Source organism: Streptomyces sp. CB02923 (assembly GCF_001905005.1).
Taxonomy (GTDB): Bacteria; Actinomycetota; Actinomycetes; order Streptomycetales; family Streptomycetaceae; genus Streptomyces.
Map to the genome: position 1 here is coordinate 616,906 of NZ_LWKZ01000012.1, position 14,147 is coordinate 631,052.

The following is a 14,147-nucleotide window of genomic DNA, read 5'->3' on the forward strand; positions in this document are numbered from 1 at the left end:
CCGCCAGGTTCACACCCCCGGGGCGGGACGGCGGACGCGGGGCGGCCGGGCCCGGCCGCCCCGCCGGGGGTCCGGGGTCAGGTGTTGCTCGTACCCCAGTCGTCCTCACCGGTGCCGCGCTGCTCGCGCAGCGACCGGATGCGCTCGGCCACCGGCCCCGGCATCCGGTCGCCGACCTTGGCGGACACCTTGTCGAACGCCTTGGTGGCCACCTCGCGGCCGCCGAGCGCGGCGGACTCCGCGGTGTTGCGGACGGCCGGGTTCTGCGCGATCCGCCGGGCGCTCTTGCGGAGCTGCTCGTAGCGCTCCCGGCCGGCTTTGGTGCCGAGCACGTATCCGATGGCCAGTCCCGTGATGAACGTGAGCCGGTAGCGCATCGTCGCTCCACCCTTCCCTCTCGTCGGTCTCGCTCGCGCGCACTGTGCGTCGGTCCGCTGGGCTGTGCTGCGCGCCTACCCGCGGACCAGAAGATCATCCGGGACCACCCGCGGCCATACCGATTGGCGGAGCACCCCCCTGCTTGCGCTAATGTATGTGCAGCAGCGAGCGCACGCCGTCCGGAGCCCCCGGAGCGGAGTGCATTCGAGGCACACAGAGCATTCCCCTGTAGCTCAATTGGCAGAGCAGCCGGCTGTTAACCGGCAGGTTACTGGTTCGAGTCCAGTCGGGGGAGCTCGGTCCCCTGTAGCTCAATTGGCAGAGCATTCGGCTGTTAACCGGAGGGTTACTGGTTCGAGTCCAGTCGGGGGAGCACACCGGAAGAGGACCCCCACGGGGGTCCTCTTTGCTGTGCGGTGGAACCGAACACCCGGTACCCGAAGTCCTCTTGGACGAGCATGCCCGCCCATCGAGGACCCACCCGCGCAACAGATCGTATGAGCGGCTATGCTGCGGCAGACGGCGCGCACAAATGTGCGCGGCGCGCCGTTTCGGGGCGGTAGCTCAGCCGGTTAGAGCAGCGGACTCATAATCCGTCGGCCGTGGGTTCGAGTCCCACCCGCCCCACCAGAAAAATCGATCTGACCTGCGGAAACGTGGTTGGAGAGGTCGTTTGCGTGAGGCGTTTGCCTCGGTGTGGCGAGGTAAACGCGGGCTTGTGTGGCCTGGTCGAGCCTCCGGGGCCCGGGTGACCTGGGGTTTCGGGGCGGCGCCGGGGTGGGAGTCGTGGTTGATGCTCCCACGGCCGACGGAGAAGGCATCCCCACCCGCACCCCCCACCTGCACCGAGCGTCGTCGTCTCGCTGCCATCTCCACTCGGCCCCAGAACCGGGCCCATTTCGCGGTCAGAACGCGGTCGCGACCGTCATGCCTTCGGGCCGGCCATGCGATGTGCCTCTATGTCCCTCCAGGGTCAGGGAAGGGCCTGACGGTTGCGTAGGGGCTTGGGCGCGGATTCTCTGAGGCGAAGGTCGGGATCGGGCGGTGGGGGCGCAGCTCCGTTGATCGGGGGCCGGGGCCGGGATGGGACGGTGCTTGCGTTCGGTGCGGGAGTGCCGGGAGACGCCGAAGCCGCCGTTCACGATGACGGTACGACGTCGGCGGGCAGCGTCGGCGCCGGTAAGGCCGAGTGCTCAGCGAGCAGGTGGCGGCAGGCCCCTCCAACCACGTCGGCGACGATCAGCCAGCCGAAGGCGGCGGTGCACCGAAGGGCGGCCCTCCGCAACATCCGGGTCAGCTCCGCACAGGCGGGGGACTGCAGCATGCCCTCGTCGGCGACCTGATGGCCGGGACCAGCCCCGCACCCCATGCGGGACCCACTCGGGCACCGCCAGGATCGAGCAATAGAAGCCGGGAAGAGCCCTGCACGCGGGGGACACGTGGTCGGCAGGAGGGTCTCCCACTCGACAGCGAACCAGCCCCGCACGCGCGGGGACCACGTCATGTCCGGAGGCCAGCGGTGGCGGGTGAAGGGAACAGCCCCGCACGCGCGGGGACCGCCCCGTCGTGGCGCACCCGGTAGTGGCGGCACAGGGAACAGCCCCGCACGCGCGGGGACCGCCGAAGGTTGCGTGTGCAGATCGTGCAAACGGGGGGAACAGCCCCGCACGCGCGGGGACCGCACCACGGTAACGGTGGGCTTCACCAAGAACGCGGGAACAGCCCCGCACGCGCGGGGACCGCTCGGACCACAGCGTGCCCCGGGCGGCGGCGCGGGGAACAGCCCCGCACGCGCGGGGACCGCACGATCAGCAGGGCGACCGCGCCCATGCCCACGGGAATAGCCCCGCACGCGCGGGGACCACACGAGCGGATCCCTGAGCTTCCCGGCGGGCGAGGGAACAGCCCCGCACGCGCGGGGACCACCCAACGATCTCCACCTGCGCGGCGTTCAAGGTGGGAACAGCCCCGCACGCGCGGGGACCACACTGCAAGGCGCCGATCACGTGGCGAGAGACCGGGAACAGCCCCGCACGCGCGGGGACCACGCTCGCCATGAGAGCGACCACGATCACGGCCAGGGAACAGCCCCGCACGCGCGGGGACCACAATGGCAACAGGCCGTCGCGCGGGCCGCCGCAGGGAACAGCCCCGCACGCGCGGGGACCACCAGGTCGCCGGGTCCTGGTCGGCCTTGGACCGGGGAACAGCCCCGCACGCGCGGGGACCACATGGCGACGACGCGTGACGGGGCCCAGAGGTCGGGAACAGCCCCGCACGCGCGGGGACCACCGAACTGACCACCACCTACCTCGGCACCGTCGAGGAACAGCCCCGCACGCGCGGGGACCACCGTCGCTGCACGGTGACCAGGTCGGCTACCCGGGGAACAGCCCCGCACGCGCGGGGACCACCGGGCCCGACGAGCCTCACCGGCCCACACGGGGGGAACAGCCCCGCACGCGCGGGGACCGCAGGCCGTGACCAGCGACTTTGTCAGGCGAGGCGGGAGGTTTTACTTACTTCCAAGAATTCCGGCATAGCCGACATATGTTCAGGCATTGGCGGGCTGCTCCGTTCGTGCGGGGTGTGGGCTGGGGTGGTTATCGGCGGCCGTATTTGCGGCGTTGGGCGGCCTTGCTCCAGTTTTGTTTTGGTGGCTGGGGTGAGCGCCCTGCTTTCGGTTGGGCTGGGCGGTGAAGGAGGGTGAGTCCTTCGTGGTCGGTGGGGTGCCAGGCGTGGTGGTGGGTGCGGAAGGTGAAGCCTTGTTCGGTGTCGGTCTGGTGGACGAGGAGGGGGCGGCCTTGGTTGGAGTACTGGCGGACTTCGTCCCACAGTAGGTCGCGGATGCGGGCGCTGGGGGAGCCGAGGAAGACGCCGGGGGAGATTTCGAGGAGCCAGCGGGTGAGGAAGCCGCGCAGGCCGGCGGGGCAGTTGGCGAGGATGATGACGGTCAACACAGCACCTCGTCGCTGTAGTTGTGGCCGCTTTCGAGGTGGGTGTCGCCGTCTGACTGCAGGGTCATGCGGTCCTGGTGGTCGGAGGTGTCGTCGTTGTGGTGGAGGAGGGTTTTGATGTCGTTGACGCAGCGGTCGAGGAGGCCGGTGTCGTTGATGCGGGTGCGCAGGGCGCGGCGAGTGCGGGAGGCCACGTCGTCGAGGCCGTCGGCGGCGGCGTCGAAGGCTGCGGGGATGGCGATGTCGGTCTTGTAGAGGTCGGCGATGTCCAGGACGAAGGAGCGTTCGTGGCCGGAGTGGACGAATCCCAGGGCGGGGGAGCAGCCCAGGGCGGTGACGACGGCGTGGGCGATGCCGTACATGCATTGTGCGGCGGCGGTGACGGCCTGGTTGGGGGCGTCGCCGGCGGCGAAGTCGTCGCGGTGGTAGTCGCGGCGGGCCTGGGGACGCTGGTGCGGACGGATTCGCGGCGGTGGCAGTCTTTGAGGCGGCGGCCTTCCATAGACAGCAGGTCCTGGCGGGTGCGGGCGGCGGGATCTTCGTCGGGGAAGCGCAGGCGGTACATGGCGCGGGCGACCTCCAGGCGGGTGCGCCGGTTGGCCCAGGCGGTGGCGTGGGCTTCGGCCAGGGCCGAGGAGCGGGTCAGGGTGCGGCCGTCGGCGTAGAACCGTACGCCGTGCTCGCCGACCCAGACCACGGCGGCGCCGCATTCGCCCAGGAGGTGCTGCGGCGGCTGACGGTACCCATCGGCCGCCTGCCGCGGCCAGCGTCATCAGGCCGCCGCCGTACGCCTTGGACCTGCCCAGGCCGTGGGTGAGGGTGCGACGGAAGGCGGCGGAAGGCGGCGGAACTGGAGTGATTGCTGGTTGCGCACGATGAGGTCATATGCGTCGCCGAACTGCGTCAGTCGGCGGTTGGTGGGCTTGGGGACCACAGGTCGGCTCTCAGTGTGAGCGCGCGGTGTGTGACCGGTCGGGCCGTACGGGCAACGTTCACGGTCCCGTCCTCCTTGCCATCCGGTGCTGGTCGAGAACACCGGCGACCTGGGACACCGCGTCCGGAGCTGTGCGGCCCAGTACCGGCAACGTCCAGTACCAGCTGTCGGTGGTCAGGGCTTCGAGGACGAGGTTTCGCACAATGGTGGTGCCGTCGGCCTCTGCCGGGCGCATGTGGTGTGCGAGGGCTCTGAGCACAGAAAGGGTCCAGTGACCCTCGTCGGCAGCCACGTCCAGATGCGGCGGTACGCCGGCCAAGTAAGCGGCCACGACCGACTGGGCAACGCCTCGGGCAGCAGGGTCAGGCAACTTACCGATCGTGCAGCACGCGTGCGCGACGTCACCGTGGGTAGCCCAGAGCAGGGCGAGTCCGGTAGCGAACAGGGGTTCTGTGCCGAGCCGTGCGTGAGCTGCGACCTCCAGGGAGGCGAGCTGGGCGTCCGTCCGGGCACCGGTGGCGTGATCACACAGCGCCTTGAGCAGTTGGGTTCCGGATGTGTCGAGTCCAGCTCTCGGCAAGCCATCAGCGATGGCACGTGCGACGACGGCCTCCGGTTCGAGGCCCATCTCGACAGCCAAGGCAGCCCGCCGGTACGGAATGCCCGCCCTGCCGAACGGCTTGCCTCCGTGGGGAGGGGCGGCCCATTGCCTGGCCCGTGGAAGGTCACCTGCATGAGCGAACGCCTGGGCGACCAACGCCCTGTTCTCCGGTTGCAGCGGGGCCGGCATGTGTTGCGCAATGTCGGCTGCCCCTTCCGCGCATCGCAACGCCTCGTCGTGGCGCTGTGCGTCTGCGTGAGCCATTGCGGCCGAGGTCAGGATCTTTAGGCGTAAGGGCGTGTCGGGCAGCTCGGTCCTCAAGAGTGAGGTGACCTCTTCGACGGGATCGAGAACGCCGAAAAGCGCTTCCGCGAGGAAGGGCAGCCATGGGACCGGGGCGTCCCCATCGGCAGCCCGCCTTGTGAACCGGTCCAGGCATCGGCGTAAGTGGGGGCCGTCTCCGAGGTCGGACAGTCGCGTCATTTCCTTGAGCAGTTCTTCGTTTTCCTCCGCCTCCGCTGCTTCGGCGGCTTCTCGTGCTGCGGTCTCATCGTCGAGACGACCGTCGTGTGACAGCGAGGCACATGAGGTGTCTTCAGTGGGTGCGTCAGAGAGCAGGGCGCGCACCTTCCTGGGTGTCTCTCCGACGTCGAGCAGCGCTTGGGTTACCCGGCTCATGGACTCCCGGAGCCTGTCTTCCGTGACGTCGCCGTCGCCCGAAGCTCTCTCCGCCTCGCGCATGGCGGTGTACGCCAGTTGGCGGGCTTCCTCCGGCATGGCTTCGGCGAGCGCGGAGGCCGTGAGCGCGCAACAGTCGACTGCTGTCAGGCCCGGAGCCGCCAGGGCCACGCTTTCGGCGAACTCCTTCATCCTGCGGTGGATCGACTCTGCCCGGCTCGGATCAGCCGTGGCTACGGCTGACCAGATCTCCACCGCGAAGACGGGGCGCCCCTCTGCCGAATCGGCATGACTTTCCGCTTCCAGCAGGAGTTCGTCGAGCAACTCAGCCGCGACGGCCGGTTCGGGCACGAGCAGCAGAGCTGCGGTCTCGGCAACCGCCGCGACGTTCTCGGGCCGACAGATGTCGACCGTATCCAGCAAGCGGACCGCCTCGCCCGGTGATCCCGCTGCGGCGAGCATGGTGGCGGCCCGGGGGACGAGCGCCTGGATTTCCAGCTCTGCTGTAGGGGCGGTCTCCGCTTTTTGCCGCTGTGCGTGCGCGGCCCACATGGCGGCTTCACTCGCCAGGCGTCTCGCCCGCTCCGCAGCCTCAGCCTGCAACGGTCCCATGGACAGGGCCGCCTGAACCACCTCGATGAGCCGTACCGCTTTGGAGGCCGGGTCAACGGCCGAGAGCGCGAGCGACCAGGCGCGGGTGAGGTCTCCGACCACGACCAGAGCGCGGAGAACCTCACGTGGTACCGGTCGGCTCCTCGTATTGAGGAGGGACCGGGAGGCGGCTGCCGATGCCCTGTCAGCGGGTGCCGGGCACGCCTGCATGACGCGATCGAGCGAGGCGAGCGCGAGGTCGGCACGGCCTCGGTTCGCGAGGCACAGCAGACGGCGGTGATCGAGCGCGAAGGTGAGCCAGCGGTCGATTTTGCCGTCTGTCCTCAGGCGCTCCTGGTAGTGGTGAAGCAGATATGCAGGGGTGGAATCGGGCCAGCTCCTGGCCTTGTAACGGTCGGCCCAGGTGTGCAGATGCCCGGACAGTTCGGCGAGTTTCTCGGGGCCCAGCTCTTCCTCGGCCACACCGTACAGTTCTGCGTGTGCCAGAACGAATGTGTCCGGGTCCCGGTCTTCGGGGCCGAAAACCCGACTGGCCACGCTGTGCAGCAGATCCGTCATACAGAAGCGACGCGGTGGGGGGTTCCGTTGGTCCAGCCCGAGCAACTCGAGCAAATGGGTCTGGCTCAATCCCCCAGGGGCCAGGGTCAGATAGCCGAGAACGTCGTGCACCCACTCCCTGGTGTCCTGAAAAAGTGCGGCCAGGTCATCCAAAGCGGTCTTCCGCAGTACGCCGGCCTTCGGCGAAGGCCGGAATCGCGGTATCTGCTCGGCCTGCCGCAGCGGGTGCTCCTGGGGTACGTCGCCGGGTAGGGGCGGATGCCACCGGCGGCTGACCAGCACGCGGAGACCGGTATGAGGCTGTCGGGGGAGCAGCGAGGCGATGCTCGGATTATTGCCGATACGCGCTCCGACATCTTCGTCCAATCCGTCGATGACCAAGAGGAGGGTCCGTCCACGAGAGATGCTCGTACTGGCGGCTTCCTCGTAGAGGGTCAGCAAAGTGGCTGTGTCGGCACGACTTGGCTGCTCTCTTCCAGCGTGCAGGCAGAGCTGCTCAACCATGGTCGTGAGGTAATCCTCAGCATTGTCCGTCCTGTGCCCCCAGCGGACGAAGTAGGCCATGAGGTCCATGTCGTCCGCTTCGTAGGTCCTGACGAAGGTAGCCAGGAACGCGGACTTGCCCGCCCAGGGGGGCGCTACGAGAGCCAGGTACCCCGTCGCCTTACGGACCAATTCCGGAAGCTGATCGAGGTGTTCCTGCCGCCCTAGTAGTTCCGGCGGCCGGTACTGGTCGGCGGTGTGAAAGTACCGCAAGGGGGCGACCTTGGCGGGGCGGGATGTACTGAGGGGCCGCCCACCGCGATCACTTCGGCTCTCGTCTATGGCTGCATTGATAAGTCGCTGCCACTCCCTGCGGGGGCGAGCGGGACTCTGGGCGCGCCCCTCCAAGTAGTCGATCAACGACAGGTACTTGCCGAGGCTTTGCTGTGACGGTGTGGTCGTACCGTTCAGCCAGTTGCTGAGCGACGAGGTGGTAATCCTCAACTGCCGAGCGAGTTGCCGGAGCGTGATCTCTTGACCGCCTGCCCTCTGGGCTTCCTCGTGCAGCGCCTTCAAGCATCCGGCGAGTCGCGCGCGAGCACTCTTGGGGCGGCCCCTGGCGCCGCCGGGCCTTTGAGCGTTCAACTCATCTCCCCATCGGGAAAGCCCCTGGACACTTTTTGCGGAGCGTATGAGCAGCGCGAACGCCCTCCGGCCCGGGCCTCCAACATCGCTGGAAACCCGTTGGACGTGGGACAACTGCCGCACTCGCCGCCCGGCAAGCTCACCTGGCGGCCCGTACGGGAGGGAACCTGCTCATGCCCGCACTGCCAACCCTGCTGACTGACGCCACGGTACTGGCCGCCGCCACGGGGGTCAGCTACTCCGTGACTCTGCTCGGCGTCGCACTCGTCTCGGTCGCCTCCCGCTCCTCGGCCCGTCGCCGTGACGCGCGGGCGACTCTGGCGATCCTGCTGAGGCGAAAGCCTCGCGAGTGAGCCACAGTTGGGCTGCGCGGCAACTCGGTGGCGTGACCGGCGCGACTCGGTGGCGTTTGTTATCCCCGGTTCTCTCAAACGCTGGGTACGCATCGCCGAGGAGTGCGACAGTGAGCCTTGGCAGTGCCCACTCGCCTCCCGCTGGTCAGCTCCCTGGCAGACGCCAGAGAGCCGAGTGAGGGAGGAGGACCTTGCGCGCGCAATCATGGCGCTGGCTCAGGGCCTGCCTGGTCGACGCAAGGGGGTGGTTACGGAGACACCGGGACGACATGGTCTGGTTGATGACTGAAGTCGTCGTTTCGGCCGTGGTCTCACATCTCATGACGCTCATGTGAAGAGGTCCCTCCCGGCACTGCACTTGCCGGGAGAAACCGTCTTCAAGCCACGGGCCAACGTTCTTTTGCCCAAAGAGCGTGTCGTGTCGGCCGTGGCGGTATACGGGCCTTACTCCGGGACCATACCGGAAGTTCTCGGGTCGGAGCTGTGCCCCCTGCGTCAGCAGGGCTGAGCCCTCGGTGGCGTTCGTTAGCAGACACGCCTCGATCTTTCCCCGCGTCGGCGGGGACGGAAGGACGTACCTGCTGACGAGCCGACGGGCTGTATGCGCATCATCTGCTGGCCGGGCGGAGCCGACGTATCTGTCCGAGGCGTGCTGCGGCTCCCACGCCTTGGCCCTGTCACCAGTCACCCACCCATTCCACACTCCACTCAGGCGGATGTGAGATTCCGAGGTCACGCGCCATGCAACCGGCTGATCCAGCCCCGCTCGACGCAATAAGCGACCGCCCTCGTTGGGACCCTCGCGTGCGCCCATGCGTACAAGCTCTGTCGTTGGACGGCGAGGTGGTTCAGCAGGACCTGACGGAGCTCTTCGCGCAGGCCGATCAGCTGACGGACATCGACGGAGACACCCCGGGGGAGAAGGCCGCCCTCGTCGAGTTCCTGCTCGCCCTGTGCTACGCCTCGGGTACGTATCCCACGTCGGCGGAGGAGTGGCAGGACTGGGTGCAAGAGGGCCACCCCCTGGATGCGGTTTCCTCGTGGTTGGCCGAGCAACCGGACGACGACTGGAACTTGTTCCACCCCGAACGGCCCCTGGGACAGAACTCCCTTCTTGCGCCGTTCATCGAGGAGCACGGCACTGGAACCGCCCAGCTGGTGATTGAACACGCGGGTGACTACAACCAGTTCGCTGACCATCACCACCTGGATCACTCCAAGCCGCTGCCCGCAGCCAGAGCCTTCCGGGCGATGCTGACTCAGCATGTCTTCGGCTTGTCTGGACGAGCCCGCATTTCGGGAAAGGCCACGCTAGGGCCGACCATCACCTACCTGGCCAACGGGCGGCTCGGCGGCAGGATCCGAGTTCTGGCTGTGGGACAGACCCTGGGCCACACCCTCCGCCTCAACCTGGTGCCGACAAGCGACGATCCGCGCGTGCTGAACTTGACCTGGACGGAGGGGCCGATCGAGAGGCGGGGATTCGAGGCCAAGCCGCCGCCTCGTCCCGTACGAGGCTACGCGGACCTGCACAGTTCTTTGGGCCGTTCGGTGCTGATGCGACCGGCGCCCGGACTCGATGGCGAGCAGGCCGCCGTCGACCGAGTGCTCATTGGGGCTGGTGAGCTGCTGGAACTGGACACGCAGCTGCACTTGCAGGACGCCGTCATGACCGAGACACGCACCGGGGAGACGAAGCCTCTATGGCCGTCCCCTACCCGCGATCTGTGGCGAGAAGCGCATGCTCTTTACGCCGCGGTGAAGGAGGAGTCCGGCGGGCTGTATGCACGCCTTGCGAAGTTACCCAGGGAACGGGGAGCTGACCGCCACCCCTTCGACCTGCTGGCGGTAGGTCTCCTCTCGAACAAGACCACCCCCATTGGCTGGGTCACCAGCGTCTTTCCCTTCGCGCCGGGCCAGGCCCCGGCCCTCTACCAGGCGTCGCTGCGCGGCTCCGAGGTGGCAGAACACATCGCCCGCAGCCTGGACCGGGCGGCGTACGCGGCCTGGGCCATCACGTACCCCAATCCCAAACCCAGCGACAAGAAGGCACAGCTCGCCCGCTTCGACGCGCGGGGCGAGCAGTGGAAGGCGACGGAGGAACCCTTCCACACCCTGCTCTTGGACGTGGCCGAGGGCGCGATGGTGACCGACTGCATGCCCGGCTACGTGGAGTGGCTGGTGCAGATGGCACGAGAGTTCCTGGACGCCCGACTGGACTCGTTGCCGAAGAACGGGCCGGGGCTGCGGGCCCGCGCGGCGGCACGCAGGAGCTTCGAGGCCGAACTCACCAGTTCCCGGGCTCCGGCCGACCTCACCGCCCTCACCGCCCACAAGAACGGAGGAGCATGACCAGCGAATCATCCGGGTGGGAGGCCACGGAGCTGGGGGCAGCCCGGCTCACCGCCTGGCTTCTCACGTTGGTGCACAACCGCGAGTACGGCGATCTCGCCCAGCTCCGGCGCGCCACGGCCGGCACCAGCGCCAGCATCCGGGCCGGTTGGTACGCCCCGGACCAGGACAACCAGACCAGCAGGGAGATCTACGAGCAGGTCGCCTTCCTCTTCGCTGTCTACCACCGGGGTGTGGGGCGGCCCACCCAGGGCTTCGGCAGTTTCGGTGCCGCGGCCCGCAGGATCGGCAGGCCAGGCGGCCGCGGTCCCGACGACCCCGGTGCCACGCGGCTGGTGGACCGGATCGTGGCCAGCCGCCGCATCCCCTGGCGGCACCTCCAGCACGGCATCGCCCGGCTGCGCGCCTGCGAGCAGCAACCGCCGTCCTGGACCGATCTCGTCGCCGACCTTGAGCGATGGAACGACCGGAAGGCCCGCATCGCCTACAACTGGGCGGTCGACTTCCACGCACCGTACGACACCGGCAGGAAGAGCACCCAGAAGGGCAGCAGCACGTGACCGAGACCTCCGCCCCACGCGGCCAGTTCCTCTCCCTCCACCTGTTGGAGACACTGGTCGCGGTCCTGCCGGTACGCGATGAGAACGGATCACCGAAAACGATCGTCTTCGGCGGCGTCGAACGGCACATGATCACGAGCCAGGCGCGGCGGCGGGCCGAGCGGGTGCACGCCCGCAACCGGGCCAACGCCGGAGTCGGCCCGCTGGCCGGGCGCACCACGGGGTTGCGTACCCGTGAGTGGGCGCTGCTCACCGCGCGCGTACTGGAAACCGTCCACGGCTGGGAGAAGGACGAGGCCCTCGTCACGGCGCGCGCCGTGTTGGAGGCCACGGGCCTGAAGTTCGGCGACCCGGCCAAGAAGACGGTCGCCAACCTCACCAAGGTGCTGCTGTTCGCACCGGCCGACACCGGCGAGCGGATCGCCGGGCACATCGCGGCAGCGGCCGACAGCCTGCGCGGGTGGCGGGACGAATACCTCGCCGCCCAGGCAGCCAGCGCCAAGCCGAAGCGGGGTGCGCGCAAGGCAGCCGAAGAGGCCGCGAACGGAGAGGGCGAGGCCGCGGAGACGAAAGAGCTGCCACCGCTCCCCAAGGAGACGCGTGCCGCGGTGCTCACGGCACTGGCTCCGCGCGACGCCATCGACATTGCGCTGTACGGCCGTTTCCTCGCGGAGATCGCCGATTCGCCCAACGTGGACGGCGCCGTGCAAAGCGCGCATGCCTTCACGATCCAGGAGGCCGAACAGGTCGACGACTTCTACGCCGCGGCGGACGACGCCAAGCTGGAACGGAAGAAGAACGCGCTGGATTTCCTGGACGCGGCGGATGACGCGGGCGCGGGAATGACGGGTTACCAGTCGCTCATCTCCGGCACGTTCTATCGGCACGCCGTGCTCGACCGGCGCCAGTTGAAGGTGAACCTCCAGGCCGCCGGCATGACCGAGGCGGAGGCAGCAGAGGCCGCGGTCGCTGCGGAGCAGGAATTCGTCAACGCTTTCGTCGAAGCGTTCCCCGAGGCGAAGAAGAACTCCACGGCCTCCACCGGCTCGCTGCCGGCCCTGGTCCTCGCCTTCGAGGGCGAGCGTCCGTACAGCTACGCGGGTGCCTTCCAGAAGCCTGTCGACGAAAACCCGGAGGACAAGGATGGCAAGGAGGACAAGAAGGGCAAGGGTGGCGAAGGACCGGCCGGGCCCGCCGGCGTCAAGCGTCTGCTCAAGCACCATGCCTTCGTCAGCGAGCGCCGCCCCGACATCCGTACGGCCCGTCTGCTCACGTACGACCCGCAGATCGACGTGCTCCTGGACGATCTGGATGCACTGAGCGCAACCCGGGTGGACTCCATCGGGGGCCTGACGCCGTGACACACGTACTGCTCCTCAGGCTGGCCGGGCCTCTGCAGTCGTGGGGCATGGCCAGCCGTTTCGCCGCTCGCCGCGATTCGCACAGCCGGCCCACCAAGTCCGCCGTGGTCGGGATGTGCGCAGCGGCCCTGGGGCTGCCCCGGACCACGGGCCTGGCCGAACCGGACAGGTCCTCGGGGGGGAAGGAGCACACGAAGCCGACTCTCCTGGGACAGCTGGCCGGGACCGCCTTCGGGGTACGTGCCGACCACCCCGGCGTCCCCGTCCGGGACTACCACACTGTCGGCGCGGGCTCCTACCCGTTGCGCCCCCGCGACCTCATCACCGACCACCGTCGGGCCGCCGCCGTCTCGGCCAGCCTCGACGCGGCCACCGGGGACCAGTTCGGCCGGCACGCGCTGGCCGGATGGTACGGAGCACCCAAGAAGATCGCGACCGACCCCCACTCCGGCGTACTGGTCTCCGGCGAACTGCACCGCTCCAGCCTCATCACCGAACGGTGGTACCTGGCCGACGCGACATTCCTGGTAGGGCTCCAGCACGAAGACGAGGACTTCCTGCAGACCGTGGCCCGCGCCTTGGAGCACCCGCGGCATCTGCTGTGGCTGGGCCGAAAGTCCTGCCCGCCGTCCGGGACCCTCGCCCTCAAAACCGTCCCCGGCGACCTGGAGGCGGCGTTCCGTACCCACCGGCTCCTGCCCGGGCCCGATGGTACGACCGATGCGACGCGCAAGCCCTGGGCGTGGCTCCAAGTCCGGCCTTCCGAACGGGGCGCCACGCCCGTGCAGGACCAGCCGGTGAGCTTCGACTCGCTGCAGCCTGAGCACACCACCCGCTGGGAGGTCCGCCGCAGGGTCACGATCGCCGCGAACGCCACCGAATGGAAAGACATCATCCCGTGAGCATCTCTTCGCAGCCCCGCACGGCGACAGCTCGTTTCGTCGCGACCCATTCCGTGCTCACCCTGGATGCGCGCCACCCCTACGTAGCCAAGTCGCTGATCGACGCCCAGGACATGCACCGCACGGTGATGAGCGGATTCCAAGGGTGGGTCGACGACGGCAGTCCGGACGCCCGTGCGCAGATGGGCGTCCTGTCGACGTGGGCACTGGACCTCAAAGCGGCCGCCCTCGTCCTGGTCGTACAAGCCAAGGTCGCCGCTGACTGGGGGCACGTACCCAAAGCCGCACTACGAGACGCCCCACACCTCATCACCGTCGACCGTACTTTCCGCGCCGGAGACACCGTCGGCTTCCGCTCCGTCATCAACCCCACGTACAGCAAGCACCGAACCGGCCCGGACGGGCAGCCTGTCAGAGGCCAACGGGTCGCACACACCAAGCCGGACGGCGTCAGGAAGTGGTGCGGCCGCCTCTTCGGAGATGGGCACATTCCCGGCCGCGTCGGCGCCTCTGCGGACCCTGACGCCATCTCCGTGCGCATGCTGCCCACGGTGTCCAGCCCGGCACCCCACAAGGGACTGAAGATCGCTCGCGCCGAGCTGCGCGGCTCCCTGACCATCACCGACCCCGCAGCATTCGTCACCGCCCTCTCCGAGGGCATCGGCCACGCCCGGGCGTACAGCTGCGGGCTCATCCTGACTCGGTGACCTTTTGTGCGTGCTCCTCTCCACTTCGCCTCCGGCTCCACTCGACTCTCCTCAGCCGGTTCCCCA

At 68.6% G+C, this 14,147-nt stretch carries 9 protein-coding genes, 3 tRNA genes, 2 pseudogenes and 1 CRISPR repeat array; of the genes and pseudogenes, 9 read left to right on the forward strand and 5 right to left on the reverse strand.

Going from position 1 to position 14,147, the window contains the following annotated elements:
- Window positions 1-77: 77 nt before the first annotated feature.
- Entirely contained in the window at window positions 78-377 is a 300-nt protein-coding gene (locus A6A06_RS14255) for a hypothetical protein (RefSeq protein WP_073761569.1), read from the reverse strand.
- 223 nt (window positions 378-600) lie between these two features.
- On the opposite strand from A6A06_RS14255, the gene A6A06_RS14260 reads away from it, so the two are divergent.
- The 3 genes from A6A06_RS14260 to A6A06_RS14270 all read left to right on the forward strand — a co-directional run bounded on the left by A6A06_RS14260 (window position 601) and on the right by A6A06_RS14270 (window position 1,008).
- Window positions 601-673: transfer RNA gene (locus A6A06_RS14260), tRNA-Asn, on the forward strand.
- 5 nt (window positions 674-678) lie between these two features.
- A tRNA-Asn gene (locus A6A06_RS14265) sits at window positions 679-751 on the forward strand.
- Window positions 752-931: 180 nt separating this feature from the next.
- Window positions 932-1,008 (forward strand) — tRNA-Ile (locus A6A06_RS14270).
- A gap of 840 nt (window positions 1,009-1,848) precedes the next feature.
- Window positions 1,849-2,853: direct repeats of the CRISPR family, unit length 29 nt; unit sequence GGGAACAGCCCCGCACGCGCGGGGACCAC.
- Between the two features lie 128 nt (window positions 2,854-2,981).
- Here the strand turns inward: A6A06_RS14270 and cas2e are convergent.
- From cas2e to A6A06_RS14290, 4 genes and pseudogenes are all read right to left on the reverse strand, one after another.
- Window positions 2,982-3,335 carry a type I-E CRISPR-associated endoribonuclease Cas2e gene (gene cas2e, locus A6A06_RS14280; RefSeq protein WP_073761571.1) on the reverse strand — a complete coding sequence of 118 codons (354 nt, stop codon included), beginning with the start codon at window positions 3,333-3,335 and terminating at the stop codon, window positions 2,982-2,984.
- Window positions 3,332-4,056: pseudogene (gene cas1e / locus A6A06_RS14285) on the reverse strand (type I-E CRISPR-associated endonuclease Cas1e); the annotation flags it as partial. The pseudogene cas1e and the gene cas2e, both read right to left, overlap by 4 nt.
- A 73-nt stretch (window positions 4,057-4,129) precedes the next feature.
- A pseudogene (locus A6A06_RS43900) lies at window positions 4,130-4,195 on the reverse strand (hypothetical protein); the annotation flags it as partial.
- A 132-nt stretch (window positions 4,196-4,327) separates the two neighbouring features.
- The gene (locus A6A06_RS14290; RefSeq protein WP_073761572.1) at window positions 4,328-7,777 is read right to left on the reverse strand and encodes a helix-turn-helix domain-containing protein; all 3,450 of its coding nucleotides are present in this window, start codon (window positions 7,775-7,777) and stop codon (window positions 4,328-4,330) included.
- Window positions 7,778-8,019: 242 nt separating this feature from the next.
- Here A6A06_RS14290 and A6A06_RS14295 point away from each other — a divergent pair, with 242 nt between their 5' ends.
- The 6 genes from A6A06_RS14295 (at window position 8,020) to A6A06_RS14320 (ending at window position 14,081) form a co-directional block, all read left to right on the forward strand.
- The gene (locus tag A6A06_RS14295) at window positions 8,020-8,199 is read left to right on the forward strand and encodes a hypothetical protein (protein WP_073761573.1); all 180 of its coding nucleotides are present in this window, start codon (window positions 8,020-8,022) and stop codon (window positions 8,197-8,199) included.
- An 831-nt stretch (window positions 8,200-9,030) separates the two neighbouring features.
- Window positions 9,031-10,551, forward strand: a complete 1,521-nt coding sequence (locus tag A6A06_RS14300; RefSeq protein WP_242440725.1) for a type I-E CRISPR-associated protein Cse1/CasA — start codon at window positions 9,031-9,033, stop codon at window positions 10,549-10,551.
- Window positions 10,548-11,111 carry a type I-E CRISPR-associated protein Cse2/CasB gene (gene casB / locus A6A06_RS14305; protein ID WP_073761575.1) on the forward strand — a complete coding sequence of 188 codons (564 nt, stop codon included), beginning with the start codon at window positions 10,548-10,550 and terminating at the stop codon, window positions 11,109-11,111. Before A6A06_RS14300 ends, casB begins: the two co-directional genes overlap by 4 nt.
- A complete protein-coding gene (locus A6A06_RS14310) occupies window positions 11,108-12,472 on the forward strand; it encodes a type I-E CRISPR-associated protein Cas7/Cse4/CasC (protein WP_073761576.1) in 1,365 nt (454 codons plus the stop codon). The genes casB and A6A06_RS14310 overlap by 4 nt, the downstream gene beginning before the upstream one ends.
- The gene (gene cas5 / locus A6A06_RS14315) at window positions 12,469-13,374 is read left to right on the forward strand and encodes a CRISPR-associated protein Cas5 (protein ID WP_073761577.1); all 906 of its coding nucleotides are present in this window, start codon (window positions 12,469-12,471) and stop codon (window positions 13,372-13,374) included. Before A6A06_RS14310 ends, cas5 begins: the two co-directional genes overlap by 4 nt.
- The gene (locus tag A6A06_RS14320; protein ID WP_242440727.1) at window positions 13,371-14,081 is read left to right on the forward strand and encodes a type I-E CRISPR-associated protein Cas6/Cse3/CasE; all 711 of its coding nucleotides are present in this window, start codon (window positions 13,371-13,373) and stop codon (window positions 14,079-14,081) included. Before cas5 ends, A6A06_RS14320 begins: the two co-directional genes overlap by 4 nt.
- The last annotated feature ends 66 nt before the right edge of the window (window positions 14,082-14,147 follow it).

What these genes read in the sequence shown, in the direction of transcription:
- casB (WP_073761575.1), top strand. Translation starts at nt 10,548, where the DNA reads ATGACCAGCGAATCATCCGGGTGGGAGGCCACGGAGCTGGGGGCAGCC.
- A6A06_RS14295 (WP_073761573.1), top strand. Translation starts at nt 8,020, where the DNA reads ATGCCCGCACTGCCAACCCTGCTGACTGACGCCACGGTACTGGCCGCC.
- A6A06_RS14255 (WP_073761569.1), bottom strand. Translation starts at nt 377, where the DNA reads ATGCGCTACCGGCTCACGTTCATCACGGGACTGGCCATCGGATACGTG.